The organism is Epilithonimonas caeni DSM 17710, from assembly GCF_000426465.1.
GTDB classification, from domain to species: domain Bacteria; phylum Bacteroidota; class Bacteroidia; order Flavobacteriales; family Weeksellaceae; genus Epilithonimonas; species Epilithonimonas caeni.
In genome coordinates, this window is the sequence record NZ_AUFK01000018.1 from 220,576 (window position 1) to 246,438 (window position 25,863).

Sequence of the window (25,863 nt, forward strand, 5' to 3'; positions counted from 1 at the left end):
TCCTATATGTGCGGTACCACCGAAGATCCCCGGGTACTGGTCGTGTGCAGCTTTCTGATAGGCTTTCTTAAAATGTTTCCCATGATCGAAATATTGTTGCCCGTGATGTTTATGATCACCCCTACCGGTGACCGCGGAAAGTTCTATTCTGTATTCTACCCGCTTTCCATAGGATTCGGGCAATTGTCAGGCTATTGCTTTTCCAGCCTTGTCTATAATGGCAGTTGGGAGAGGCCATACATTCTGATGACAGGATTAATGTTGCTTATAACAATTCTTTCACTGATCTTTCAGCACAATCAGAGGTTCAGTTTCAAAATGCCGCTTCACCAGATCGACTGGCTTTCGCTAATGTTGCTGGCTTCCTCGTACATGCTGCTCACCTATTTCTTCGTATTCATGAAGCAGCAGGCTTGGTTCACTTCACCGTATATCACCGGATCATTAGTATTAAGCCTGATCCTATTTTTGCTGCTGATCTACAGGCAGAAGTTCCTGAAAAGAAAAATGATCCATTTTGAATGTTTCAGCCATAAAAATGTCATTCACGGCACCATCCTGTTATTATTTATGGGGATATACCTGGGAAGCTCAACTGCATTTTCACAATTCACTTTGGGAATTTTAGGCTATAATAACCTGATCAATGCTGATATCAACTTATGGATGCTTCCGGGAATTGTCCTTGCGGGAATCATGGCATCATTCGGATTTAAATACCAATGGCCAATCAAATATTATATCAGTTTTGGTTTTATATGTCTTTTTTTACATACACTAAGCTTATACCTGCTGATTCAGCCTCAGATGGACATCCGCTACCTGGAATACACCATGGTCATCAAAGGGCTGGGAATGGCAACACTCTTTATCGGGATATGGTTTTACACGGTGCTTGGCCTTTCACAGGAAAAGATGCTGGGAATAATGGCTGTACTGATACCTATCAGGTCAGCAATATCTACTGCTGTGGGTTCTGCGCTGGTAGGATGGGCTATTTACCAGGGACAATGGCAGAGCCTCAGTGATATTTCCAATTACCTGGATAGTGGGAATATACAGGACGGGATGGGCATTTACCAAAATATTAACTATAATGCGATGATGGCCTCTTCAAAGATAGTGCTGGGCTCACTCTGCTGGTTAATTATTCCGGTACTGATATTCATATTCACCCATTCTTATGGCAATTTTAATATCCGACGCATCATTATGTTGCGAAAGATGGTGAGAGGCAACAGCATCAAAGGCTATAAATTATCTTAGATCCTGTGAAATGTTTTCAAATAAGAGATTATAGTTTGGTATATCTGCTTATGTTCGATTCAAAATCTTATAATAATTAGATCAAAGGATATTGCTGTTGATATAATCCATGATATCATCAACCGTGCATTTTTCAGTATGTTTTTGTAATCTCTCACGCCTTCTTCCTTTAATGATCATCTGCTTGACCAATCCAAAGATCGAATGGTATAAAAAGTCGTGATCGGACTTTTTAATCTTAAGTTGGGTACGCTGTTTGTCCATGATCTTACAAAACCTGTAGAAATGGGCCTGTTCCATCTTGGTAATCAATTGTCTGCTTTTAGGCGTTGAGGCATGGACCTGCTCGCTGATAAAAAGTAATGATATGCCTTCCAGCCTGAATAGTTCCTGTACCGAAGATCTGATATAATGTTCAAGCTGCGATTTTTCCTCAGTATCATTTTCGCTCAACTCATCAATTGAAGCTATGCTGACATATAGATCCTGAAGTATCGTGACCAAAAGATTTTCCTTGCTCTCAAAATGATAGTTGATCATAGAACAGTTGATGTTTGCTTCGTTTGCAATATCACGAATGCTCGTCTGCTCATAACCATTTCTGGAAAAGAGCTTCACGGCACTTTTGAGAATTGTTTCCTTTGTATCCTTACGTTCATTCACTTCGTGATCTTTCATCTCATTGATCTGATTAAATTTGATGTTTTGAATATATTACTGAAGGCTATTTTAATATCAGCACAGGACGGCTGACATTCTGATAGATCGCCTCCGAAATACTGCGATTGGCCATATGATAGAGAAAACTGTGTTCTCCGGGCAAGGCAATAATAAGGTCTGTATCATGAGACGCTGCAAAAGCTAATATTCCTCGTACGATTTCTTTACCGAAAGAATAATGGATGCTGTAAGGTATATTTTTCAAATAGTCATTCACGTAATCTTCCCAAATCTCCTTATTATGATCCCTGGTATCCTTTTCACCTTTGGTATCGATATAAAGCAGCATTAGATGATGGTTCCTGTTTTTTAGAAAAGACCTATAATCTGACAATCTTTCCAGGTGATCCGCCCGGCTGATATCACACGGGATAAGAACATTAGACACCTCTTTATAATGTTCTCCTTCGGGAACGATCAATGTCTTAACCCGGCTTGTCCTTGCAATACTGATAATATCTTCTGAAACAATGCTGCTGGTGCTACCTGCCCGATTTTCAGTTCCCAGGACAAGCAGCTCAATGGTGTTGTCGGCTTTGAGATAATTATTGATGCTGCGCAATATGGTAAGAGCACTTGTAACTTTTGATACCTTAGTGATAAAACCTGTTTTTTTTATTAAGTGTTCCAGGTGATCCAGCAATGCTTCGTTGTTTTCACGGATCCTGTTGACCGTTTCTTCGTTCACCAGTGCGTAACCTTCCGAAATGTTGATGTAGTCAAATACAGAATCATATGTTTTCATCAGAATGATATGATCATAGCCATATTTTTCAGCCCATTGTGCAGCAAATAAAACGGCATTTTCGTTTGTTGCAGTTGAGTCAACCGGTATCAGTATGGTTTTCATAATCGCTCAAATTTTTTTCCTGCGTTCAGAAGTCAGATGTCAGCGAAATTCTGCATGATGATTATGCTTATATGATGGCAAATGACCATATTTTAATTTAACAAAGATACGTTAATTAGTTTAAATTCAAACTATTTTATTTAGATTTTTATTTTACAGAGATAAGGGTCAATATATCGCTTTTAGCTTTTGAAATGATATTACATGCAGGTCAGATGTAAATCCTGGAGATATTTAAATATTTCCTAAAAAGCCGCCTCAATTGTGGGACGGTTACTTGCAAAATTTATTACTCATAACTTTAAACTATCAACAGCACCTACAAAATATTTTACTATACATTCAAAGTATATTATGTTTGGGCAGTTTCTGATCTATTTATTATTTAGAAATAAAATTTGCAAATTGTTATTTTAGAATAAAAAATTACCAGATCATATAATTGGGAAGAGTGTCTAAATATTAAATTCAATTTATAGATCTGCTAAAATGGAAAAAAGGTCATAAGATTATAGGCACTTGGTCTATTTTCTATTAAAACGTTCCTGCACGCTCCATTTCTTAGGTTTTATACCAAAATGCTGCTCAAACAACCTACCGAAATAACTCAGATTGGTAAAGCCTAGCTGATATCCGGTTTCAGAGACCGAAAGATTCTTCTCCCTCATCAGTCTCGCTGCCTCCTGCATCCTCAGGTATTGGCCATACTCATAGATGCCCTTTCCAAAGATCTGCGTAAAGAGCTTTCTGAGTTTGAGCACGTTCATTCCACTGACCCTCATTAGCTCATCCTGTGTCAACGGTCGTTCGAGAGAAGATGAAACCGCGTCCCTGACACGGTAAACTGCTTCTATCTCATCACTACGGAGACTTTGATATTTGACATGCTGTCTTTTAGATAGATTTTTGAAGAGCAGGTACAGCAGCTCCAATGCTTTCAATTTGTAATAAGCTTCCGAAAGGATACCCATCTCAGGAGTCCCGGCGATCTCATTAACAAGGTCGGCCATGCCAGGCGACATAAATTCTTCTATCAATAAAGTTTTTTCATCATTGAAAAGATAACCGAATGTCTTCTGGTCTTTTCCGATAAAACTTTTGAGAAAATCGATTTCGACCAGTATCGTGATCTGGCTGATAGCAGATCCTTTAGGAAATACCACTTCACTTTCCAGGTGGAGAGGACTTATCCGGACATGAGGCCGTACTTGACGTGATTTTTCGTGATCTTGATTCTCATTATTATCTGAAGAATGGCCGGAAATGTTCTGGAAAGAAATAAGCAGACCTCCTTTAACAGCATCGATAGGTTTTCGTGTGTATGTAAATGTTTCTTCCGCAATGACGGAACGGGCCATCACCAGCATTTCCGGAAGCATATCGACAATGTGGACCTCATTAAGCCGCAAAAGGTCCAGGGAATCACTGAAGTCGGATGCAGGCATTCCCAATTTCTCTGCCAGATCAAGCATCTGTTTCTTGTTTTCAGATAGATTCATTTTTATGGACTATTTTTATTACGAACAGGACTATTTTATACTTAAATGTAAAACTAATTTTGCAATAAGCATTTAAAAAATTTTAGAAATGAAAAAGAACATTTTAATATCCGGTGGCGGAATTGCGGGATTGACGGCCGCAAAATTGCTATCAGCGCAAGGTCATCATGTTACGGTGATCGACAGGGCTTTATCTTTTACGAGGGTAGGTTTTCTAATTTCCGTGAAGAGTTTCGGTGTCCGGATCATGGAAGAACTCGGCTTGATAGAAGAACTCCAAGCAGCCTCTTCCCCATCTGAGTTTGTGAGTTTTTTAGAAAAAGATGAGCAGGTCATCCAACGCATCAGCTATGAAAAAATGAATCAGAATATTGAACGTTCGGTGTTGATATCCCGTGGCGGACTTCACCATGTCTTATATGAAAATCTAAAAGGCCATGTAAACATTCTTTTCGACACAACGATCTCCGAGATCGCTACGACGGATAATAAAACCGAGGTGACACTTTCTGATGGATCTCGGATGGAAGCAGATCTTGTAATTATATCTGAAGGCTTGCGTTCTTCAACACGGGAACGCTATTTTACCAATCCACACATGGAAGACTTCAATACGTTGTACATGGGTGGAAGATTGCAGACGGAACATCCGTATCCTGTAGGCTCCTTTAAGGTCTATATTGATGTAAATAAAATGCTCTCTATCTATCCCATTGCAAACAACGAAATCGCAATCCAGTGTTACATCCATCATACGGGTGATATTGCAACGATAAAGCAGAGGTCGGCAGAACTATTACAAAGCTCTTTCAGTGATTACAGCAGCGAGACAAGGGATCTTCTCGCCCGTTTTGCAGAGGAAGGCCTAATGTTCGTCGATAAGATGGGAATGGTAGAGGCTCCTGATCTGGTCAATGGGAACCTTGTTCTGCTGGGTGACGCAGGATACTGCCCCACCGCCCTGTCCGGGATGGGAGCATCACTTTCTATTTACGGAGCAAAGGCATTATCACATTTTATCAGCAAAACGCCCGATGATCTGGCATCCGCCTGCAGCAATTATAATATATTGATGCAGCCCATCATCCGTAAATTCCAGGGCAATGCCAGAAACAATGCCTCTTCGTTCATCCCTGTTGATGCGCAGAAGCTTGACCGGTTTGTCGACTCTTTCAGGTCTGCATCCGACATCGAACTGAAAGGAATAATGACCGATCCCATCGTACTTACTGAAGAGCAGTTGAATTTTAAGATCAATTAAGAGATGAGCTTCAAAAAAGTACTTTCGCCTATCATTGGATTTGGAACCATTGGGCTTTTAAGTTCCATATTTGCCAAATTGCAGGGTGTGTTATTTCCAAATTCTTTGCAACTGTTCGAGGATGTGAATTGGACCTCTTACGATGTTATTCAACTTGTCATCAAATTAGCCTGCGTCTACATTAGCTGTGTTGCAGGAGGTGTTACGACATCTTTGTGTGGCGGTGAAAATAGACAGCTGTACATTACCGGAATCAGCATTGTCATGGTTGTGATATGGTTATGGATCATTACCATTCATCCGTTATGGTTCTGGGCATTATTGCTAATGGGAATTATCCCTTTTGTTCTGATCGGAAGTAAGGTCAAACAAGCATTTTAGTGAATGCACTTGTCGGCATTCTCTCAAGATCTGGGGATCTTATGGTATATCAGGATCCAATAAGATAGTAGGCATCCGGTAAGTAAAATAATTTTGTATGATAAAGTACATTAATGCATACCAAAATTACCCGTGCCTAGTTGAACAAAATATGATGGTATTAGAAATATTTTTTTTAAACAATCCCGTTGCACTAAAAAAATTGGTAGATGGAAAATACAGTTGCCTAAAATTAAACCCTTTGGTTCATAAACATTAATTATCTGCATCAGTGCAGTATTAGCCTGGTATCTATGGAAAGATAATATTTTTATCCGGATCATTTTTACGCCTTTGGAAAAGTTCGTTTGATAAATTAGCAAATTTTTGTAAAAACTGTATATGTTTTTGTTAAGAAATCAAACACTAACCTCTTATTTCATTGATGAGTTTTGTTGGTGTTAAATTGAATTCCTTTTTAAAAGCAACTGAAAAATGTGACAAACTTTCAAAGCCCAGATCAAGATAAATATCTACCGGTTTTTGATGTTTTGTATTTATAAGGAAATACGCTTCTTCCAGTCTTTTCTTTGTGAGCCATCGGCCCGGTGTAGCATTAAATAGATTTTTAAAATCACGCTTGAACGACGACAAGCTTCTTCCCGTCAATTTTGCAAAATCCAGAATGCCTATGTTAAACTTATAGTTTTTATTCATAAACGCCATTAAATCTATTTTTGCAGGGGCAGCAAAGTCAAACAAGATATCTGAAAGGTCGGGTCGCTCCAGCAACAGGATGAGTAGCAATTCGTTGTATTTCAAATCTTCAAAACCCTTCTGTAATTCCATAAATCCTTTGTGGTAAGGCTTTATAGATTCCATAAAACTGTTTATTATTGTATTTGTCTTAATTTCTATAAGCGCATCCACTATCCCAGAATTTGGGTCGTAAATAAGTGAATGCTTTTGTTGGAATTCTTTCAAAAATGATTCTTCAAAGCAAAAAGCAACAGGCTCAAAAATATCTTCCAAGAGTTCGAATTTGACCAGGGTATTTTTACGCAGGAGAAAAGCATCACCCCATTTAAATATATAACGCTTGTTACCATCAAAAATCCTCAATGACCCTTTTACCACGTAAATAAAAATATGGTCAGGAATAAACTGTTCTTTTAAAATATCTGTTGCTATACCACCTTTTACCATTTCAATTATTTCTATTCAAATTATACATTTTTAAAAGGGTGTCCTAAATATATTAAAATAAGAGGCATAATAATAAATGGGATCTCAACCAATGCAAATTTGTAGTTTCCAGATCTCAATGCCAGAGCCGCCATCACTATCAACATCACTGCTCTTAGCGTATTACCAATAAAAAATGTACTTTGAAAAAGTATCAGTATGGCAAAGCTTATCGATAAAATCCCGATCAGGATCCTTAATGTATTGGTTATCCCTAAAGAGTTCATCATTTCCATATATTGTTGGGATGGCTCCTGGAATACCCGCGAGCCATGACTTATGCCGAAATAAGTGGTGAGCAAAAGCAGCATTCCACTGATTATCCTTATTGTAAGCGTTTGTTCTGTCATTTGTTTATTATTTTATCAAATTATACTTTATCAAGGTATCCACCGCTGCCAGGATGCTGTCTTCTTTCGATGCAACAGGTTCCCAGTGTAATATTGTTTTTGCCTTTCGATTGCTGACATTCCGGTTCATTTTGCTAAGCAGAACACCTTCTTTTGCCTTTTCGTTAAAAAGGGCCGCAATCTGCAAAATAAAGTCTGGTAATTTTCTGGAAGTGATCTTTCTTGCAATTTCTGGGCGTTTGGTTTTTATGAGCTGTGCAATCTCTGGCAAAGAAATTTGCCCGTCGGATGTGGCAATAAAACGATGCCCGTTGGCCTCATTAATTTCCATTGCCCGAATGTGCAGGTCAGCAACATCTCTGACGTCCACGATGTTTAGCGAAATATTGGGTACCGCTTTCATGCTACCATTTATAAGATCTTGGAGCAAATGGAAACTGCCGGAAACGTGTTCATCCAATGACGGACCTAAGATTGCAACGGGATTTATTGTCGTAAACTCAAGATCTCCGCCCTCGCTCTTGATAAATTCCCACGCTGCCATCTCTGCCAAAGTTTTGGACCTTTCGTAAACAGATACCGCCGTATTGCCGGTATTTGTCCAATCCTCCTCTGTAGTTGCCCGTCTTTTGTCGGTCTGGGTAAAACCTACCGCACCAAAGTTAGAGGTCATCACGACTCTTTTCACATCTGCTTTCCTAGCGAACCTTAAAATACGCAAAACACCCTCCCTGGCAGGATGCAAGGCTTCTTCCTCATCTTTTGGTCTATCAAAAAAGACTGGTGACGCAACACTTAATACGTACTTGGATCCTTTCATCGCATCTTCCCAATTAGCATCGTTGGTGAGTTCCGCTTCGAAAAAAGATAGATTTTCAGAAGGAATTCTATTTGATTTTAAAGCATTGCCTATTCTTTCAATACTTTTCAAACTTCTTACCGTGGTACGCACATTATATCCTTTCTGAAGTAACTGGACAATGATCCGCATGCCTAAAAACCCGCTTCCGCCTGTTACCAGTACAGTTTCTTTATTTGTCATTTTTTATGTTTATATTAAATCATAGTGCAAATTTCTGAAATACTCCAGGAAGTCGATTTATCTAAAGGTCCTATTTCACTTTATTCAAAAGTCCATATATCTACTGGATCTTAAAAGAAGTAGGCAATAATATATTTTGTACACTAAAGTATTATCGCCATTTTTGTTATATGATCGATACACATTCCATTGATGTTTATGCTCCGCAAATTGCGGAGGTGAAAGATCCTTCAGGAGGATACTTTACAGTTGCCCATTTAGGAGAATTTTCTAAAGAAAGCCTTGATGCGACTAGCAAATACAGCAGGAAGGATTTTTATAAAATATCACTGATCACCGGTGATGCATCGTATTTCTACCAAGGGATGGAATATAAAAATAAAAAAGATGAGTGGTCATTGGTATTTACGAATTGTGAGGTCCCTTACCGCTGGGAAGTGCACGATGGAGCCTGTAACGGCTATGCCTGCATGTTTACTGAAGACTTTCTGCCATTACATACTTTTTTACGTCCTGCAGATCTGATCGTATTTAGGAATGAAGGACAGTCTGTATTCAAATTGAATGAAAAGGAACTTATACAATTTAAAGTGATTTTTGAAAAAATGTTTGAAGAACAGTCTTCCAGCTATATTAATAAGTATGACCTATTATTCCTGTATGTCTTAGAGTGTATCCATGCTGCACTAAAATTACAACCCAATATCCACAACCGAGGCCAATCCGCAGCTTCGCAATTGGTGGAATCCTTTAAAAGATTATTGGCCAGTCAGTTTCCGATCGTTTATCCTAATAATATCATGACATTACGCAGCCCAAGACAATTTTCCGACAAATTGGCCGTACATACCAATTCTCTTAATAGGGCAATAAAAGAAGTCACTGGAAAAACGACAACACAATTGATCAATGAAAGGATCATTCAGGAAGCGAGAGCTTTGTTGGCACACTCCAATTTGAGCATCTCGGAGATAAGCCTAAGTCTTGGATTTGAGGAGCCCACCCATTTTACAAGAACCTTTCGAACGCTCACCGGGCAAACGCCAACGTTGTTCCGTTCATTGATTGATAATGGTCGGTTTTAGTTTGAAATAGGTCTGTAATCCTTGGGATGAGATTCTAAATTTGTATTGTAAATTTTAATTCAATACATATGAAAACTTGGTTTATAACAGGTACTTCGACCGGACTGGGTAAAGTTCTAACTGAAAAGCTGCTGGCGAAGGGTGACAAGGTCATTGCTACCGTACGCAATCAAAATGCACTAGTGGATTTAATAACAAAGTATCCCGATACTTTATCGGTTTCCATACTCGATGTGACGAATACCGATCAGATAAAAAATGTTGTAGATAAGGCATTTAAAGATGCAGGGACTATTGATGTTATTGTCAATAATGCCGGATACGGACTATTCTGCTCGGTTGAAGAGGCTACTGATGAACAGATCAATCATCAAATCCAAACGAATATTATAGGCTCGGTTCAAGTGATCAGAGCGGCATTGCCACATCTAAGAGCACAAGGCCACGGAAAGATCTTACAGCTTTCCTCGGCAGGAGGTCAAACTACATATCCCAATTTTAGCTACTATCACTTAACCAAATGGGCCGTTGAAGGATTTTGTGAAACTATCGCACAGGAACTTTCGCCATTCAATATCGATGTTACAATTGTAGAGCCGGGTGCACATTCCACTTCTTTCGGATCTAACCTGCAAACAGCTCCGATCATTGAGGATTACGATAAAACGCCTGCCGGGGATGTGAGAAGGGCTATTGAATCCAACACATTCCCTATTAATAACAACGTTGATATCAGTGTTCAAGCCATTATAGATCACATTGAGGCAGATAGGTCATCATTGCGGCTAACCCTTGGAGGTGATGCTTACCGAGATATAAGGACTTCTTTAGTTTCCAGATTAGAGGCTCTTGATGCACAAAAAGAGATCGCATTGGCAAGTGAAATAAAGTAGTGCTATAAAAGGATTTAAAAAAATTAAAAAAAAAATGATCAATAAAAATCAGATCGAGGCCTGATGTTTTATTGATCATTTTAAGGTCTTGTTTGCACCAACAGCCAAGCTTCCAAACTTGGTTAAAATGATAATTCTGTTTCACCAAGAACCGTCGTTGACATAGTGGTATCGATTCCTGATAATCATTGAATTGTTCACGAATTTTACTGTATGTTACAACAATTCCTTTATTGATTCCATTTTTAGGCCGAGTTAATGGCGTAATTGCAACAATATTATTTAATAAATGTGGAACGCTACCACTATTTTCTGAATACTTATCTACAGTAGCAAAACGGCAGTAGCCACCCAACTGCCGTTTATTAAAATCTGTTCCTGCTTACAATAACTCTCCCATTCCGAACACCGTCAATCCTTTGGCAAATTGTTCGGCTACCGCTTGGTTAGCAGACTCAATATATTGACCAGTGATAGGGTCAACCACGGTGCGTAACGGTCTGCTTCCTTTTGGAGTATCAATAAGTTTTACAATGGCATCAGCAACATCCTGTGGATCAGGCTTTTTATCCTGCATCTCTCCACCTAATGCGGCTACCATTTTGTTAGGGATATCGGCAATGGCAGCATACCCTTCAAATACCCCCTGATCAGATGCAGGGTTGTTCTTTTGCTGCATTTCCGTAGGGAAAGCACCCGGCTCCACAATGGCTACATCAATGCCTAAGCGCTTTACCTCGTAATGCAAGCCCTCACTTATTCCCTCCAGTGCAAACTTTGAAGCTGCATAAATAGTAGCGAACGGAAATGACACCCGCCCAAAGCCGCTGGTTACGTTAATGATCAGTCCTTCGGATTGTTTGCGCATGGCGGGCAGCACTTGTTTCATCAGTCGCCAAGGGGCATAAACGTTGATATCAAAGGTGGTGTGTACATCGGCCGTGGTAAAGCTCTCGGCTACACCGGTCATACCGTAACCTGCGTTATTTACCAGCACATCAATAGTGCCTTCTTTGTCTAAAATGGTGTCAACAGCTTGTTTCACGCTGTCGTCATCTGTCAGGGTAACATCTAAAACAGTTACGTTGTCTAAGGCCTCAAGGGCAGCTGCTTTATCAGCATTACGGCCCTGAGTATCACGCATGGTAGCGTACACTTTGTGTCCTAAAGCGGCTACACTATGGGCGGTAAGCCAGCCAAAACCACTATTTGTTCCGGTTATTAATACGATCTTTTTGCTCATCTTTTTATTATTTAATGACTATGCAAATATTGGAAATGAAAGTAAAAAAACATTTACCAAATGGTAAAAAGTGAAGTTAACGGATATTGCGGCGTATACGGCTTAACGATTGTTGGGTAACGCCCAAATACGAAGCGACATATGAGAGCGGAATGCGGTTGATAAGGTTGGGAAAAGCCTCAATGAACGACAGATAACGTGTGGTCGCATCTTCTGAAACCAACGGGCTGCGCCGCTCCATAGCCAACGTAAGACATTTTTTTACCATCTTCGCCTTCATCATTTCCCAGCCAACAATGGTATCAGATATTTCGTCCCAATCCTTTTTGTTAAAAGCGAGCACTTTGCAGTCGGTAACCGCCTGTACATATTCCGATGCAACGATCTGCGATTCAAATTTTTCATTATCAACTACAAAATTGCCTTCGTCCACAAAATAGTTGGTAACCTCTTCACCCTTATTGTTATAATAACAAAAGCGGAAAACACCTTCCAAAACGAACGCAACATAACGGGGCACCTTCCCGGCTTCTGAGAGGTAGTCGCCTTTTTTGAATTCGAGGGTTTCCACCTTACTCAGCAAAAACTCGGTCTGCCGTTTGTTCAGGTCTCCAAATTGCAGGATAAAATTTATCATTGCTTTCATCATGTAAAGATAATACAGAGCTCAAAACACTCATTTATCATATGGTAAAAAATAACGGAGCCTAACAAAAAGACAAAGGTCCGTTAGTTTTTCAGGAACTATAATTTTAACTAATTTACCTTTTAGTTGTAAAAGGCAATTATAACCTTACACTTGATTGTACGACTAATATCAAATGGGTTGTCAATAACTGCAATTCAATATAAACTGTTAATCATCCTCATCATACATCTGATGAGATCCGATACGGCGACACATTTATAGGAATCAAGCAGAAAGACATATACTGACAAGTGAGCAGCTTTTTTGTCTAATAGATCACTACGGTAAATGCTTTTTCTCAATAACAAATGCTTTGAGCTCCGATATCTTCCCATCTTCGAATTTCCAGATATCACAGTAATCAAAATCATCATAGCTTCCCGCCTTATTTTTTAATCGAATCTCCCCCGTCACCATAACAAGATCACTGTCTTCGATCGCCTTTTCAACATTGAAGACAGGTGGTTCGATGTAGAACTCTTTCATGTAAGCTCGGACCTCTTCTTTCCCATTTAAGATACGTCCACCAACAAATACCCATCGTGTGTCGGATGTACAATAAGCTAAAAAACTTTCATAATCGCCTTTTGATACAAATTCATTGGCCTCATGTAGAATCGTTGTATTTCTCATTTCTATTATTTAAATGATCATTTTCTGCCGCTGCATTCGCATTGCATGTTCTAAACAAATATAGATCATTTGACCTAAAACAAAAAAATCTCGATATTTTACCTCTTCGTCTTCTGAAGAAACTTGAACATGTGGCAAGAGTTTTTTAATGAAAAGGAACAAATCTTAAGAGCTGGTGATACAATCAATGATTTGGATACGCAATATCCATCTAGGCGTGTCGGTTGGAAAGAAGTTGTTTTAAATGGGTGATCATATACTTAACTATTTTATATGATATACTTGGTACATCGAAATATTTAGTTGCCTAACTTTAGACTACAAGAAAAGCCGTTTAGGCTACATGTATTTTTTAAAACCATTGCAATTTTGTTTTATCAAAAAATAAAATAATTATGGATTTAAAAAACAGTGTAAACAACTTCTTCATTACTTTAGTTTTATGCTTGGTTAGCGGAATCACTTTTGCCCAGTCAACAGGAAGTTTGAAAGGGAAAATTATAGAGCAGTCTACCAAACAATCAATTACTGACGTTACTGTAACAATTGACGGCACCCAGTTAATAAGTGCTACGGATTCTACAGGAATTTTTACTATTAACAACATACCTGCAGGTACCTATTCTGTCACGATTTCATCAGACGGATTTCAGACCAAAAATATTACGGATATTATTATTTCTTCCAATAAGACCTATTACTCAGAAATAGAATTACTTGAAAAATCAACAACATTGGAAGGTGTTACGATCAGGTCATTTAGAGGAGAAAACAATCCTATGACGCCGGTTTCCTCTTATTCCTATTCCAGAGAAGAGATTTTCAGGAGTCCGGGCGCTCAAGGCGATATTATGCGGGCTTTGTCCAGTTTGCCTGGCGTTGTAAGCGGTGGTTCCCAGTTTTCAGCCATTGCAGCAAGAGGACAGGGAACTCAGGATAATGTCTATATGGTAGATGATATTCCGATGTTCAATCTGTCGCATCTGGAGGCAGAAGGTTTTAATTCGGGTTTTAATGACCCAAATGGTGGCAGGTTCAGCATCTTTGCGCCAAGGATCATTGATAATGTACAATTTCAGAACGGTGGCTTTGATGTTACAAATGGTAGGAGATCCTCATCTTATCTAGGACTTGGCGTCAAAGAAGGGAATAAAGAATCCTGGAGTTTGAGCGGTCAGCTCGATTTATTGGGAGGAACGTTGATCGCAGATGGTCCTATATCCAAAAAAACGAGCATTTTTACTTCTGCCCGATACCAAAATTTTGGTATGCTTATCAATCTTATCGGTGAAAACCCTGCTACAGTAGCATTTGGTGATTATATTATAAAAACTACCACACAACTCAATGACAAAAACAAACTTTCGGTGATTGCCATGTACAATCCTGAAAATACCAGCAGAACCATTGATGACGTAGAAGCCGGAGTCAATTTAAATGATGACAACAGCGGACGTAATATACTATGGGATCATAGAGACAGTAAAACTTTGGTGGGCCTTAATCTGAGAACATTGATCAATTCTAAAAGTTATATCAAAAATGTACTGTACTTCCGTTCATCTACTGTTGATAATAATTTTGGACGCTTCAATCCTTCTTTTGACGCAGACGGTGTTATACTAAATCCTGTATATGGAGGATATGAAAATAGTTTAAGAAAGATCAAAAATAACCAGCAGGAGATCGGCTACCGTTCTATTTATACAAAACGTTTCAACAAAGTAACGCTTACTGCAGGAGTAGATGCAATGATGATCAAACTTGACTATGCAAGGACGCTAAGCCGTATCGATACGCTTTACTCTTTCCGCTCTAGAGAAATTGCCAGTGATCCTACAAGATATTATCAGGTTCTGGACCCGTCAATGTTTAATTCTGCTTTTGATGATTCTGCTTTTAACGGGTCGGGATATGTTAATTTATCTTGGAAGGTTACGGACAGGTTGACTCTTAATCCTGGAGTACGTTACGATTATACCGGATTTTCTGAACAGCATACCATATCGCCAAGATTAAGCGGAAGTGTTTTGCTGAATGATAAACAAAGCATCAATTTTGCCACAGGTATTTATTATCAGGATGCCGCCTATTCCGATATTGCCGGGCAGTCTGCTTTCAACAAGCTTAAAAATGAACGTTCAATCCAATCCATCCTTGGATATAAGATGCAGTTTTCAAATGATTTGAAATTTGTTGCAGAAGCTTGGCATAAACAGTTTAGCGACGTGGTAGTACAACCAAACAGGGCACAAAGTTACCTTACAAATGATGGAGATGGATATGCATATGGTGCCGATTTCAGCTTGACAAAAAGGCTCTCAAAAAATTATTATGGTTCCATCAGCTACTCGTATATGCAAAGCAAGAGAGACGATAATGATGGTATGGGCGAATACAATTATATCTTCAACATACCGCATACTGTTAGCTTGATGGGAAGTTACAAACCCAATGATAAATGGATTTTTTCAAGTAAATTCCGTTACAGTACAGGCCGTCCTACCGATAAGTATATCATTCACTCCGATGTATTGAACGATCCCAATATGCTTCGCTATTCCCAGGAAATAACCGAAGTAAACGGCGAAAGATTACCTGATTTTTTCAGTCTGGATATCAGGGTAGATTACAACGTACAAAGAAAATGGGGAACTTTTTCTGCCTTTGTAGATATGGTAAATATATCCAACAGGTTCAATGTAAACTCCGAATTGTTCATTCCTGAAACAGGCAGGATTTCCAATATAGGGTTGGGTGTTTTCCCAACATTTGGCGTGAGGGTAGAATTATAGGAACAGAAAAATTAAGAATAATGAAATTAAAAAATCGTACTGTCCTTATTACAGGCGGAACAAGTGGAATCGGCCTGGAGTTTGTGAAACAATTGACCGGACAAGGAGCCAATATCATCGTTACGGGGCGTAACCCTGAAGCATTATACAAAATAAAACACCAGTTTCCGGATGTACACACTTTCCAAAGCGATGTGAGCAAGGCACAAGACATCGAAGCTTTGTACAAAGATGTTACAAAACAATTCCCTGAGTTGAGCATCCTTATCAACAACGCCGGAATCATGCGGCAGATAGATTTGCAGGACAGCTCATTGAACCTGGAAGACATCAATCGTGAAATAGCTACCAATCTTACGGGAATTATACAAATGAACCATCGGTTTCTGCCCCATCTGTTGACTCAGAAATCGGCAGCCATCATCAATGTTACATCCAGCATTGCATTTCTTCCGTACAGCATTACGCCTATTTACAGTGCATCAAAAGCAGGCGCCCATGCGTACACAAAAGCGCTCCGCCTGCAATTGGAAAATACCAATGTAAAGGTAATGGAGGTTTTGCCGCCGGGTGTTAAAACCAATCTCCAAAAAGGTTGGGAACTACCACCACCGGAAGAAAGAATGATGGAAGCCGATAAAATGGTAAGCGATGTCATCAACGGAATTTTGAAAGATAGGCAGGAGATAACACCAGGTCTTGCACGGGTTATAAAAGTACTTAGCAGGCTAATCCCGAATTCCCTCATCAGCTTCGGGCACGGAGAATTTAAAAAACTTAAACAATTAAAAAATAAGAAATAGCCTTATGAGAAAGCTGATTGCTTCAACCTTGATGTTACTTATATCGGTTGCTTCTTTCGCACAGAAATTACCCCCGGAGATTGCAGGTGTATGGAAGTGTGACGATTTCAAAATTGAAATATTCAAATCCGGACAAACCTATTCGGCAAAATTGTTATGGGCAAAAGATATATTTGAAGCAGACGGCAAAACACCGAAGAGGGACAGTAAAAATCCCGATGAAAAGCTTAGAAACCGTTCCAGACAAGGCATTACACACATTACAGAACTGATCTATAAGGACGGCGAATTTATTAATGGTAAATTGTACAGCGTTCAGGACGGTAATACTTATAGTTTTGAAGAGCGAGAATAGTCTGGAAACAAGAGGTTATAAAGGTGTTCCGATGATAGGTAAGACATTTAAATGGACCCGTGTAAAATAATAACACCGATGAATAACTCCCAAAAAAACATAATTACAGACAAGAACCAATGGCTTACAGGCTGGCGCAGAAATATGCTGCTGACAACCCTTTTGCTGGTAAGTATATTCAGTCAGATAGACCGTATTTTACCATTTATCATGGCAGAATCTATAAAAGCAGATTTAAATTTGAGCGATACCCAGCTTGGGTTGATAACTGGTCTGGCATTTTCAGCGTGTTATTCTTTTGCATCTTTACCCTTTGCGCGAATTTCGGACAATGGTTTGGCAAAACAGGTTTTGTTTTGGTGCATTATAATCTGGAGCATTATGACAGGTTTTGGCGGTTTGACAACAGGTTTTGTAACATTGGCACTTTCCCGCTTCGGTGTTGCACTGGGTGAAGCAGGAGGAACTCCTGCAAGCCATGCCATTATCGTCCACAAAATTTCCGAAAAGTTCAGGGGAAGAGCATTGGGCTTATTTTCGATGGGCATTCCTTTGGGTACAATGTTTGGTTTTTCTATTGGTGGTTGGGCAAATGATACAATCGGCTGGAGAAATGCGTTTTTCGTAGCAGGTGCTTTCGGCGTATTTGTATTGATCATGGTGGTTCTGTTTATCCAAAAAAATAATAGAACAAAACCGGTTATTGCCAATACCGGGAATTTCTTTTCCTCTGCTAAAAACTTATTGGCCAATCCCACATTCCGATGGTTGTTTGTTGCTACCAATTTGCTTGGGTTTGCATCTGCACCTTTTTACATTTTTGTATCACCGTTTTTGATAAGAACTTATGGACTTACTGCTGCGGAAGTGGGTTTATCGTTCGGTATTTTACAAGGTTTAATGGGTGTTGCAGGTACACTTCTTGGGGGCAGGTTGTTTGACAGGGCGGTAAGCCGAGGTTCACGTAGATTGATGAACCCGCCGGCAATTGTCTTTAGTATAGCAGCTATAACAACCACTGCAGCTTTGTTCATGCCTGCAAGCTGGATGTCCATTACATTGTTTATACCTGGTATGTTCTCGTTTGCCTTTCTCTTGCCTCATGGATTCGGAGCGGGACATCTGGTGGCTGGTGCCGGAAAGCAGGCTTTATCTTCCGGGTTACTGATGCTGGGTTCAGGACTTTTGCCGGCTGCACTGTCACCACTTCTGGTAGGTATCATCAGCGATGCGGCTACGGCTGCAGGTGTTGATAACGGCTTGAAGATGGGACTGCTGATATCGCCATTGTTCATAGTTCTTTCAGGGATTTGTTGTTTTATAATAAGCAGAAAATTAATTCCCTATTTAAAATCCGAAAAAATTGTGTAATGTTGAAATCATTAATAAATATAAAATCTTAAATCAGAATACTAAACAACTAGAAAACAAAATGAAAACTATTAGTATCATACTTTTGGTAATCTCAGCATTCCTGAATTTTAAACACGGTTGGGATGCTTTCCGACCATCAACTCCCGAACAGGCGGAAATGATGTCAATACTGGGTGTCAATGAAGCGATCATGCCATATTTTGGAATATTTTCCGTTCTTATCGGCCTGATGTTGCTTCATCCAAAAACATTTTTCATCAGCAATGTGCTTCGTGCGATCATAATAGTATTAATAATGACATTATCTCTAAAAGCGGGGAACTATAAAATGGCATTAATAGAAATTCCCTTTTTGGCAATGCCACTCCTATTGATCTTGTTGAAATATCCTTTTAAATTTAATTGATTACAACAATGGAAAATAAAATAATTCATATAAAGACAATAGCAGACGGTCACAAAGCCCAACAATTGCCACCACCTGCGCATCCGCTCATCAGCATTGTGAATTGTCAGGATATGCATCCGAGAAAAGTTGGCCTACCGGGCGTAAGAGTAATGTTGGATCTATACACCATCTCCCTAAAAACAGATTGTGATAAAATTCCTTATGGGCAACAGAAATACGATTTTGATGAGGGAATGATGGCTTTTATGGGACCTAATCAACTCTTGGGTGTAAGAGATAATTTAGATGCACCTCAGCCAAAGGGCTGGATGATGTTCATACATCCTGATTTTTTTTGGAATACATCTTTGGCAAAAAAGATAAAGGAATATGAATTTTTTCAATATTCTGTAAACGAGGCATTGTTTCTATCAGAAAAGGAGCAGGCCATCATCAATGGAATTGCCGATAATATACGGAGCGAATATTATTCTAATATAGACAAATTCAGTAAGCAGATCATAGTTTCACATCTTGAAAATCTCTTGAGTTATGCCGAAAGGTTTTACAACCGTCAATTTATCACCAGGGAAAAGTCCAACCATCAAATCCTCGACCGGTTATCTGTTTTGTTGAATGATTACTTCAACGGCGACGACCTTGTTACAAGAGGTTTGCCAAGCGTTCAGCATATCTCTGAACAGCTGAATGTTTCTACTAACTATTTGCGTGGTCTTCTCAAAATGCTGACCGGCCAAAATACACAACATTATATTCATGAAAAGTTGATTGATAAAGCCAAGGAAAAACTTTCGACAACCAGTTTATCTGTATCTGAGATTGCCTATGAATTAGGCTTTGAGCATTCGCAATCGTTCAGTAAGCTATTTAAAACCAAAACCAATCAAACGCCATTGGAGTTTAGGGCTTCGTTTAACTAACCATGAGAATAGGAATTAGTAGATTGCGGCGTTCAAAGCCAGGCAAATATGTATTTGAATTTGGCGAATAAAAAAAGACAACTATATACTTTAATGTACCATTTTGCTTTGTTGTATCAATTATAAGGGTAGTTAACTAAAATGTAATAGCCACGACTTTATCTGACAGTTAGGGTTTAAAAATAATTGTCAGATAAAGTCGTGGCTATTACATTACCTAATGTTTCAATTTCTTTATACAGCGGATCTGTTGTCTGAAGAATTGCATTCTGGGAATGCCTAGTTGCCGAACAAGAGACAATCATTCCCAGACAGACGATCAACAAGGTAAATGAGAAGAAGCTTTTTAGGTGAACATTATTTCCCATAAATTTTAATTAGCCAATATTCAAATATCCGAAATAATAATTAGCTGCAATAAAATATTAATTACGTTTTTATCTTTTCACTCGTTTCATTGGGAAGGTCTGTTTGCGTTTCTGTCCGTTTTTTGTCCCTGAAATTTCGGCTATCAATGAATCTGAAGTGATTTTTGTGTAAGCGATGATCTGCGGAAAGTCGTGTTGTGGATTTTCAAAGACCAATTGATTTTCAGAAATAGTTTTGGCGGCAAAACGAACAGGCAGACCTTCATTTTGATTTTTAACAATTGGAATGTAAAACAACTTTTTATTTTCCTGCACGAGTCGGATATTTTCAAAAACGATCGTGTCTTTGCCTCTGACACTATAACTTTTCCCCGAAAATTCATTATCGCCAGTTTTGGTCCAGGCTTCATAGATGCTGCCTCTCTGGGTTTTATTTTCCCAGGTACCGATCAGCCATCCAGCTTTTTGAATGTCTTTTGTCTGCTTTATTGTCCAGCCATAAAGAATAGCCAAACTAACAACCGTAATAAAAAATTTTGTTCCTGTTTTCATAATCTTAGCTCATTGAATAATTGTCATTTTATTCGATTTCAAACACTGGATAACTTCCTTGCTGAAAGTTTAGATGACAAAGTTGTAATGTTTTTAAAAACTAAAATTGTAAAAATGGGACAATTCTAATCCGTTCCGTAAAAAAGTGAAGACATTTTGAGGTGAGTGCCATAAAATTCTTTGGGCGTAGATCCGGTAAATTCTTTAAACTCTTTGATAAAGTGCGCTTGGTCATAATATTCGTTTTCGTAAGCAAGGTTTGAAAGGTTTGAGAACTGATCGTTCAACAACATTTTGAGTGCAGCCTGCAATCGAATCGTTCTGGATAGTTGTTTAGGGCTTAGACCAATGGCTGAAGAAAATTTGCGTAACAATTGTCTTCGATCGACTTGGGTAAGCTTGGACAATTCGTCAACCGGAAGTTGTCCATTGGCTGTTATAATCGTTTCAACCGTTGATTTTACAATGCGGTCAACAGTTTCAAGGTCAGTCAACCGATCTAGTAAAAATATTTCAATGAGCTTTATTCTCTCCGTAGTAGAATTGGCATTTAAGATCTGTTGCTCAATTTCCTGTCCATCTTTTCCAAAAAGCTTTTCCAATGAAACGGCGGTATTTTCCATCTCTTTTATGGAATTAGTGGTAAAAGGCAAAAATCCTTCCGGCTGAAAACGGACGGAGAAAATTCCGGTTTCGCCGGTCGGCTCTATTTCCAGTGGCCGTGTCAGTTGTCCGATAACAAAACATCTGGGCTGGATAATGCTATTCCCATTATCAAAGTATTGTTTGTATAGATCGCCATAATGAAAGATCATCTCAATACATCCGTCAGGAACGATGGTTTGTTTTTCAGGCGTTTCTTCTTTCGGGCTTTCCAATGTCCAATAACATTTGATAAATGCTGTCAAGTCCCGATCCGGTTCAAATGTCTGGTAATTCATCGGCTTCTTTACAAAAGTTATTCATTTAAAAACTTCAAAGTAAATCAAATATAATCAATCTTAGTATAAGAGATTAATGAATCATCTATCATAAATCTGCATAATCTAATACACGTAAACCTGAAACCTCCGCAAAATGTGCACAGGTCAGATTAAAATCGGCTCGAAAATTAAGCAACTCAACACTGATCCTGCATAAAAATTGAGCCGGATGTTTAAATTGGTATTCAAAAAATAAGTAATCTTATTCAAGGCTTTATTGATAACATGTTAAACATTCGACAGCACTGCAAAAATAACATAATTGTTCTTTATGAATTGCACTTATTTCACACACTTTTCACCGGTACATGCTCTCATATGGTATGTTTAAGTATATCATTATGATCTTTATTTATATATTTAGTCCACGGAGCTAAATTTTATTCATTGTTTACTAGGAGATTTTTTTAGAAATAACTACGATCCATACTTATTCTCCATCAATACATTTCTTAAATTAGATATATCCTTCCCAATTTTTTATCCTGTATTTTTGCATAATGCTGGGTCATTCGTATGTTGGTGTGACCAAGCATTTTACTCACTGTTTCCAAAGGGACACCATTGTTAAGCGTGATTGTCGTTGCAAATGTATGTCTTGCGGTATGAAAAGTAATGTCAAAATCAACATCGCATATGGCTCCGATCTCTTTTAGGTACTCATTCATTTTCTGGTTACTCATAACAGGTAAAGCAGTATTCTCGTTTATACATCTTGGATGGTCTTCATACCTCTTTAAGATCTCCTTTGCTTCAGGTAACAAGGGAATACTGGCTTCAATATTAGTTTTTGTTCTTTTAATTTTTATCCATAGTTCTCCATCGATACCAATACTTACCTTACCTTTTGTCAGATTCTTAACGTCGACATAGGCTAGACCAGTATAGCAGCAGAAGACAAATATATCCCTGACGATTCTTAAGCGTTCTGAAACAAAGCCCTTAGATTGAATATTTTTTAATTGTAAATCGGTCAGGAAACGTACATCGACATTTTCTATTTTAGACTTGTATCTTATAAAAGGGCTTTTACTGATCCATTCATTATTTAGACAAATATTAATGATTTTCTGAAAATTCTTGATGTATTTTACGGCAGTATTGTTTGAACAATCCCGGACTGTACGAAGATAAAACTCATAATCAGCAATAAACGCAGGGTTAATGTTACAAACATCTATATCTGAAATATTAAATTTCCATTTCAAAAATGATCGGGTATGTCTTAAAGAAGTCTCATATCTCTCCCACGTCCCTTTGGAAAATTCCTTACCTATCAGTTCTTTCATCCTTGAGTTATGGTCTTCGAAAACATTCATGAGAGTGATCTTTCTTTCATCGATCTTCAGATATTTATTTCGTAGGCTCTCACAGGTGATCTCTTTACCGTTGTTAAAAAGTGAAGTATAACATTCGAACACTTTCGAACGTATCCCTTCCAGCAATGCGTTCAAGTTTTTTGCATTGGGAGTATTGCCGGTTATTTTTCCAGACTTTATATTCCATTGTGATGTTGGTATCTTTTGCCCTGTCGATATCTCGGTACGTTTACCAAAAATGGTTATCCGCAAATAAATGGTAGAGATCTTGGGCTTGTTTTTAGTCTTCTTTGCATAGAATAGCAAATTGTAAGTGTTCATACCAGTTGATGTTTTAAGATTAATAAATGTATTTGCGAATCTTAAAACCTACAAGATGTTTAACCGATGAACAGGCTGTTTGCCTGCAATTCGGTGAGTCCAAACTAATGTCTTATAGTACTCACCGAATGACTCCCTTTCAATTTGTATTTATTTGATACGTTTCAAAGGTCCAAAATAACAAAAAAGCCTTTAAATACTAAGATTTAAAGGCTTTTGATTTTGTTTGTTTCTCCAACTGGCGGAGAGTGAGGGATTTTGTACCCATTTCTCATCGCTTTATTGATAAGATTTTCGCTGTAGTATCTCTGTGAATGGCCTCAAATAGGACATTTGCAAAAAAGTGGTAAAATCCTAATTTAAATTTTACGTAGTAAAACTAGGAATTTTCGTTTGAATTTGCAAGTAAAGATTACTAAATTTTTAACAAGTTTTTTGAATTCATATTTGAAATTTAACAACATTTTTTCTTTTAAGAAATTCCTCAGATGAAATATTCCTAAAAGAAAACGAAGAAAAAACCGAAAAAAAAGAAAAAAAGAAAGCCTTTTGAAAATGAGCGTGGCATTCTGTCAAGGTTTTTTGGAAAAAGTTTTTGCGTAGATAGTTATACGCAAAAACTTTTTCTGAAAATCCGGAGGGCTTGACCTTGACAGAATTTAGGTGGTGGACTGGGAAGCGAATTACCTTTGGTTTCTGTTTTTTATTTTAATTTGTAGTTGTAATTAGTTCATTCTTTCTTTTACAAAACTAGAAACGGTTAATCTGTGCACACCTAAAATCCTACCTATTGCAGAATATGAAACTTTCTTTTCAATCAATTCTTGAATCTTCTTTTCCTGACCAGTTAATTTTGTCTTAGAAGATTTACTACCCACAGGACGGCCTAAAATTACACCTTCTGCTCTTTTTCGAGCTAATGCTTCTTTAGTTCTTTGGGATATAAGGTTTCTTTCAATTTCGGCTGATAAACCAAATGCAAATGCCAACACTTTAGAATTAATATCACTTCCTAAGCGATAATTGTCTTTAATGGTCCAAACTTGAATATCACGATTCATACATTCATTAAGTACGCCCATAATCATCAGAAGATTTCTTCCAAGCCTGGATAATTCTGAGCAAATTAAAACATCTCCTTTTTTCATTTTTTTTAAAAGTTTTCCTAATTTTCTGTCATCAACATTCTTTGCTCCTGAAATAGTTTCTTCGATCCATTTGTTCACAACAATTTGTTGCTTGTCACAAAAATGATTGATTTCAAATCTTTGATTTTCTACTGTTTGTTTGTCTGTGCTTACTCTGATGTATCCGTAAATCATTTCTTTTGTTTAAAATTTTATACAATAATGGTATAAAATATAAGATGCGGTAGGAGCGACTGGCGCAACAGGTCCTCAGGGAATCCAAGGCATTCAGGGTGTTACGGGTAATACTGGCCCTGCAGGCGCACAAGGTATAACAGGTGCGGTAGGAGCGACTGGCGCAACAGGTCCTCAGGGAATCCAAGGCATTCAGGGTGTTACGGGTAATACTGGCCCTGCAGGCGCAACTGGCGCAACAGGTGCGCAAGGTGTTACTGGAGCGACTGGTCCTCAAGGGCCGGTTGGAGCAATAGGTCCAGCAGGTGTTCAGGGAGCTACAGGAGCGATTGGCCCTACAGGACCAACAGGTAGTACTGGTGCCGGTATTTCTAATGGAACTACAGGTGCTCAGATTATTCTGACCAGTGCCGTAGCACCATATTCTCCCGGAGTTCCTCAAACGGTAACTGGCGATGTTACCATAAATTCATCAGCTGTAACCACTATTGCTGCAAATGCAATTACTACAAGTAAAATCAATGACGGTGCGGTAACTATAGCTAAAATTTCTACGACATCAGGAACAGCAGGTTCTTCCACGTATCTTAGAGGCGATGGAACTTGGTCAACGCCGAGTAGTGGCGGAAGTGGCGCTAGTATTGTTTCTACTCAATCAGTTTCTTCGACGGTCACACTTACTAATACTCCTTCATCTGTATTTACATATACTTTAACATCATCAGGGATATTTTTAGTAAATGTTAGTATGGCTGGTGTTGTAAACAGTGCGACTTTATTTGGTGCAATCAAACAAAATTCAGTTGTTGTCGCATATGGAAATGGATCGGTTAATAATCTTATTCCGTCACCAACTACAAGATGCTCAATATCCATGGTAATACAAGGTGTAGTGGGAGATATTATAACTGTTGAGGGAGTAAGTAATAATACTAACAATGTGCTTACAACAGATGGTTCTAGCCGAATGGTCGTTACAAAGCTGAACTAGTTCGAATAAAATAACTTCTTAAATTTATGATATACTATCAATGACCTTGAGAGATTCATATTCTGTTAATTTTATTGCTTTTGTGTATTCAAAAATACTAGAAAAGAGTTGTTGTGAATGAAGTAACTTTGAAATAATTTAAATAGCCAGGGTTTATTGGTTTTCTAGCTCTAATTAATCTTAGCAGAGGCTTCTTTTCAAAAGTCTCTGTTTTTT

25 protein-coding genes are annotated in these 25,863 nt (G+C 38.4%); 11 read left to right on the forward strand and 14 right to left on the reverse strand.

What is annotated here, in order from left to right:
- The first annotated feature begins 81 nt into the window (after positions 1 to 81).
- The gene (locus tag K319_RS0112765) at positions 82 to 1,266 is read left to right on the forward strand and encodes an MFS transporter (protein ID WP_235696107.1); all 1,185 of its coding nucleotides are present in this window, start codon (positions 82 to 84) and stop codon (positions 1,264 to 1,266) included.
- Positions 1,267 to 1,347: 81 nt separating this feature from the next.
- Here the strand turns inward: K319_RS0112765 and K319_RS21120 are convergent, their stop codons facing one another.
- From K319_RS21120 to K319_RS21125, 3 genes are all read right to left on the reverse strand, one after another.
- Positions 1,348 to 1,944, reverse strand: coding sequence for a TetR/AcrR family transcriptional regulator (locus K319_RS21120; RefSeq protein ID WP_027383953.1), 597 nt, complete (start codon positions 1,942 to 1,944; stop codon positions 1,348 to 1,350).
- A gap of 46 nt (positions 1,945 to 1,990) precedes the next feature.
- Positions 1,991 to 2,836 carry a universal stress protein gene (locus tag K319_RS0112775; protein ID WP_027383954.1) on the reverse strand — a complete coding sequence of 282 codons (846 nt, stop codon included), beginning with the start codon at positions 2,834 to 2,836 and terminating at the stop codon, positions 1,991 to 1,993.
- A 524-nt stretch (positions 2,837 to 3,360) separates the two neighbouring features.
- A complete protein-coding gene (locus K319_RS21125) occupies positions 3,361 to 4,335 on the reverse strand; it encodes a helix-turn-helix domain-containing protein (RefSeq protein ID WP_051230664.1) in 975 nt (324 codons plus the stop codon).
- Between the two features lie 88 nt (positions 4,336 to 4,423).
- Between K319_RS21125 and K319_RS0112785 the strand changes: the two genes are divergently transcribed.
- Both K319_RS0112785 and K319_RS0112790 read left to right on the forward strand, forming a co-directional pair.
- Entirely contained in the window at positions 4,424 to 5,596 is a 1,173-nt protein-coding gene (locus tag K319_RS0112785; protein ID WP_027383955.1) for an FAD-dependent monooxygenase, read from the forward strand.
- A 3-nt stretch (positions 5,597 to 5,599) separates the two neighbouring features.
- Positions 5,600 to 5,977: a hypothetical protein gene (locus tag K319_RS0112790; protein WP_027383956.1), complete on the forward strand. Its 378-nt coding sequence runs from the start codon at positions 5,600 to 5,602 to the stop codon at positions 5,975 to 5,977.
- A 405-nt stretch (positions 5,978 to 6,382) separates the two neighbouring features.
- On the opposite strand, the gene K319_RS0112800 is transcribed toward K319_RS0112790, so the two are convergent.
- The 3 genes from K319_RS0112800 to K319_RS0112810 all read right to left on the reverse strand — a co-directional run bounded on the left by K319_RS0112800 (position 6,383) and on the right by K319_RS0112810 (position 8,593).
- Positions 6,383 to 7,162: a helix-turn-helix domain-containing protein gene (locus tag K319_RS0112800; RefSeq protein ID WP_034671735.1), complete on the reverse strand. Its 780-nt coding sequence runs from the start codon at positions 7,160 to 7,162 to the stop codon at positions 6,383 to 6,385.
- A gap of 20 nt (positions 7,163 to 7,182) precedes the next feature.
- Entirely contained in the window at positions 7,183 to 7,431 is a 249-nt protein-coding gene (locus K319_RS0112805) for a hypothetical protein (protein ID WP_156907100.1), read from the reverse strand.
- 127 nt (positions 7,432 to 7,558) lie between these two features.
- On the reverse strand, positions 7,559 to 8,593 hold the full coding sequence (locus K319_RS0112810) for an SDR family oxidoreductase (RefSeq protein ID WP_027383960.1): 1,035 nt from the start codon (positions 8,591 to 8,593) through the stop codon (positions 7,559 to 7,561).
- Between the two features lie 170 nt (positions 8,594 to 8,763).
- Between K319_RS0112810 and K319_RS0112815 the strand changes: the two genes are divergently transcribed.
- Together K319_RS0112815 and K319_RS0112820 are read left to right on the forward strand one after the other, a co-directional pair.
- On the forward strand, positions 8,764 to 9,678 hold the full coding sequence (locus K319_RS0112815; protein WP_027383961.1) for a helix-turn-helix domain-containing protein: 915 nt from the start codon (positions 8,764 to 8,766) through the stop codon (positions 9,676 to 9,678).
- 68 nt (positions 9,679 to 9,746) lie between these two features.
- Complete coding sequence (locus tag K319_RS0112820) at positions 9,747 to 10,571, forward strand: SDR family oxidoreductase (RefSeq protein ID WP_034671738.1); 825 nt, start codon at positions 9,747 to 9,749, stop codon at positions 10,569 to 10,571.
- A 382-nt stretch (positions 10,572 to 10,953) separates the two neighbouring features.
- Here the strand turns inward: K319_RS0112820 and K319_RS0112825 are convergent, their stop codons facing one another.
- The 3 genes from K319_RS0112825 to K319_RS0112835 all read right to left on the reverse strand — a co-directional run bounded on the left by K319_RS0112825 (position 10,954) and on the right by K319_RS0112835 (position 13,135).
- Positions 10,954 to 11,814, reverse strand: a complete 861-nt coding sequence (locus K319_RS0112825) for an SDR family oxidoreductase (RefSeq protein WP_027383963.1) — start codon at positions 11,812 to 11,814, stop codon at positions 10,954 to 10,956.
- 76 nt (positions 11,815 to 11,890) lie between these two features.
- Positions 11,891 to 12,460, reverse strand: coding sequence for a Crp/Fnr family transcriptional regulator (locus K319_RS0112830; RefSeq protein WP_027383964.1), 570 nt, complete (start codon positions 12,458 to 12,460; stop codon positions 11,891 to 11,893).
- Positions 12,461 to 12,781: 321 nt separating this feature from the next.
- Complete coding sequence (locus K319_RS0112835) at positions 12,782 to 13,135, reverse strand: nuclear transport factor 2 family protein (RefSeq protein WP_027383965.1); 354 nt, start codon at positions 13,133 to 13,135, stop codon at positions 12,782 to 12,784.
- A gap of 395 nt (positions 13,136 to 13,530) precedes the next feature.
- Between K319_RS0112835 and K319_RS0112845 the strand changes: the two genes are divergently transcribed.
- From K319_RS0112845 to K319_RS0112870, 6 genes are all read left to right on the forward strand, one after another.
- Positions 13,531 to 15,930 carry a TonB-dependent receptor gene (locus tag K319_RS0112845; protein WP_027383966.1) on the forward strand — a complete coding sequence of 800 codons (2,400 nt, stop codon included), beginning with the start codon at positions 13,531 to 13,533 and terminating at the stop codon, positions 15,928 to 15,930.
- A gap of 20 nt (positions 15,931 to 15,950) precedes the next feature.
- Positions 15,951 to 16,733: an SDR family oxidoreductase gene (locus tag K319_RS0112850; protein ID WP_027383967.1), complete on the forward strand. Its 783-nt coding sequence runs from the start codon at positions 15,951 to 15,953 to the stop codon at positions 16,731 to 16,733.
- 4 nt (positions 16,734 to 16,737) lie between these two features.
- Complete coding sequence (locus K319_RS0112855; protein WP_027383968.1) at positions 16,738 to 17,088, forward strand: DUF2147 domain-containing protein; 351 nt, start codon at positions 16,738 to 16,740, stop codon at positions 17,086 to 17,088.
- Positions 17,089 to 17,166: 78 nt separating this feature from the next.
- A complete protein-coding gene (locus K319_RS0112860; RefSeq protein ID WP_213083437.1) occupies positions 17,167 to 18,459 on the forward strand; it encodes an MFS transporter in 1,293 nt (430 codons plus the stop codon).
- A gap of 61 nt (positions 18,460 to 18,520) precedes the next feature.
- On the forward strand, positions 18,521 to 18,868 hold the full coding sequence (locus tag K319_RS0112865) for a hypothetical protein (RefSeq protein ID WP_027383970.1): 348 nt from the start codon (positions 18,521 to 18,523) through the stop codon (positions 18,866 to 18,868).
- An 8-nt stretch (positions 18,869 to 18,876) separates the two neighbouring features.
- Entirely contained in the window at positions 18,877 to 19,791 is a 915-nt protein-coding gene (locus K319_RS0112870) for a helix-turn-helix domain-containing protein (RefSeq protein WP_027383971.1), read from the forward strand.
- 437 nt (positions 19,792 to 20,228) lie between these two features.
- Here K319_RS0112870 and K319_RS0112880 read toward each other — a convergent pair whose 3' ends face one another.
- From K319_RS0112880 to K319_RS21735, 5 genes are all read right to left on the reverse strand, one after another.
- Positions 20,229 to 20,711: a DUF6265 family protein gene (locus K319_RS0112880; protein ID WP_027383973.1), complete on the reverse strand. Its 483-nt coding sequence runs from the start codon at positions 20,709 to 20,711 to the stop codon at positions 20,229 to 20,231.
- 125 nt (positions 20,712 to 20,836) lie between these two features.
- Positions 20,837 to 21,652, reverse strand: coding sequence for a helix-turn-helix transcriptional regulator (locus K319_RS0112885; RefSeq protein WP_027383974.1), 816 nt, complete (start codon positions 21,650 to 21,652; stop codon positions 20,837 to 20,839).
- Between the two features lie 494 nt (positions 21,653 to 22,146).
- Positions 22,147 to 23,334: a site-specific integrase gene (locus K319_RS20405; RefSeq protein WP_034671739.1), complete on the reverse strand. Its 1,188-nt coding sequence runs from the start codon at positions 23,332 to 23,334 to the stop codon at positions 22,147 to 22,149.
- Positions 23,335 to 24,059: 725 nt separating this feature from the next.
- Complete coding sequence (locus tag K319_RS0112895) at positions 24,060 to 24,656, reverse strand: master DNA invertase Mpi family serine-type recombinase (RefSeq protein ID WP_027383975.1); 597 nt, start codon at positions 24,654 to 24,656, stop codon at positions 24,060 to 24,062.
- Between the two features lie 651 nt (positions 24,657 to 25,307).
- Entirely contained in the window at positions 25,308 to 25,595 is a 288-nt protein-coding gene (locus tag K319_RS21735) for a hypothetical protein (RefSeq protein WP_213083438.1), read from the reverse strand.
- Positions 25,596 to 25,863 lie beyond the last annotated feature (268 nt).

What these genes read in the sequence shown, in the direction of transcription:
- K319_RS0112765 (WP_235696107.1), top strand. Translation starts at nt 82, where the DNA reads ATGATCGAAATATTGTTGCCCGTGATGTTTATGATCACCCCTACCGGT.
- K319_RS21120 (WP_027383953.1), bottom strand. Translation starts at nt 1,944, where the DNA reads ATGAAAGATCACGAAGTGAATGAACGTAAGGATACAAAGGAAACAATT.
- K319_RS0112775 (WP_027383954.1), bottom strand. Translation starts at nt 2,836, where the DNA reads ATGAAAACCATACTGATACCGGTTGACTCAACTGCAACAAACGAAAAT.
- K319_RS21125 (WP_051230664.1), bottom strand. Translation starts at nt 4,335, where the DNA reads ATGAATCTATCTGAAAACAAGAAACAGATGCTTGATCTGGCAGAGAAA.
- K319_RS0112785 (WP_027383955.1), top strand. Translation starts at nt 4,424, where the DNA reads ATGAAAAAGAACATTTTAATATCCGGTGGCGGAATTGCGGGATTGACG.
- K319_RS0112790 (WP_027383956.1), top strand. Translation starts at nt 5,600, where the DNA reads ATGAGCTTCAAAAAAGTACTTTCGCCTATCATTGGATTTGGAACCATT.
- K319_RS0112800 (WP_034671735.1), bottom strand. Translation starts at nt 7,162, where the DNA reads ATGGTAAAAGGTGGTATAGCAACAGATATTTTAAAAGAACAGTTTATT.
- K319_RS0112805 (WP_156907100.1), bottom strand. Translation starts at nt 7,431, where the DNA reads ATGATGAACTCTTTAGGGATAACCAATACATTAAGGATCCTGATCGGG.
- K319_RS0112810 (WP_027383960.1), bottom strand. Translation starts at nt 8,593, where the DNA reads ATGACAAATAAAGAAACTGTACTGGTAACAGGCGGAAGCGGGTTTTTA.
- K319_RS0112815 (WP_027383961.1), top strand. Translation starts at nt 8,764, where the DNA reads ATGATCGATACACATTCCATTGATGTTTATGCTCCGCAAATTGCGGAG.
- K319_RS0112820 (WP_034671738.1), top strand. Translation starts at nt 9,747, where the DNA reads ATGAAAACTTGGTTTATAACAGGTACTTCGACCGGACTGGGTAAAGTT.
- K319_RS0112825 (WP_027383963.1), bottom strand. Translation starts at nt 11,814, where the DNA reads ATGAGCAAAAAGATCGTATTAATAACCGGAACAAATAGTGGTTTTGGC.
- K319_RS0112830 (WP_027383964.1), bottom strand. Translation starts at nt 12,460, where the DNA reads ATGAAAGCAATGATAAATTTTATCCTGCAATTTGGAGACCTGAACAAA.
- K319_RS0112835 (WP_027383965.1), bottom strand. Translation starts at nt 13,135, where the DNA reads ATGAGAAATACAACGATTCTACATGAGGCCAATGAATTTGTATCAAAA.
- K319_RS0112845 (WP_027383966.1), top strand. Translation starts at nt 13,531, where the DNA reads ATGGATTTAAAAAACAGTGTAAACAACTTCTTCATTACTTTAGTTTTA.
- K319_RS0112850 (WP_027383967.1), top strand. Translation starts at nt 15,951, where the DNA reads ATGAAATTAAAAAATCGTACTGTCCTTATTACAGGCGGAACAAGTGGA.
- K319_RS0112855 (WP_027383968.1), top strand. Translation starts at nt 16,738, where the DNA reads ATGAGAAAGCTGATTGCTTCAACCTTGATGTTACTTATATCGGTTGCT.
- K319_RS0112860 (WP_213083437.1), top strand. Translation starts at nt 17,167, where the DNA reads ATGAATAACTCCCAAAAAAACATAATTACAGACAAGAACCAATGGCTT.
- K319_RS0112865 (WP_027383970.1), top strand. Translation starts at nt 18,521, where the DNA reads ATGAAAACTATTAGTATCATACTTTTGGTAATCTCAGCATTCCTGAAT.
- K319_RS0112870 (WP_027383971.1), top strand. Translation starts at nt 18,877, where the DNA reads ATGGAAAATAAAATAATTCATATAAAGACAATAGCAGACGGTCACAAA.
- K319_RS0112880 (WP_027383973.1), bottom strand. Translation starts at nt 20,711, where the DNA reads ATGAAAACAGGAACAAAATTTTTTATTACGGTTGTTAGTTTGGCTATT.
- K319_RS0112885 (WP_027383974.1), bottom strand. Translation starts at nt 21,652, where the DNA reads ATGAATTACCAGACATTTGAACCGGATCGGGACTTGACAGCATTTATC.
- K319_RS20405 (WP_034671739.1), bottom strand. Translation starts at nt 23,334, where the DNA reads ATGAACACTTACAATTTGCTATTCTATGCAAAGAAGACTAAAAACAAG.
- K319_RS0112895 (WP_027383975.1), bottom strand. Translation starts at nt 24,656, where the DNA reads ATGATTTACGGATACATCAGAGTAAGCACAGACAAACAAACAGTAGAA.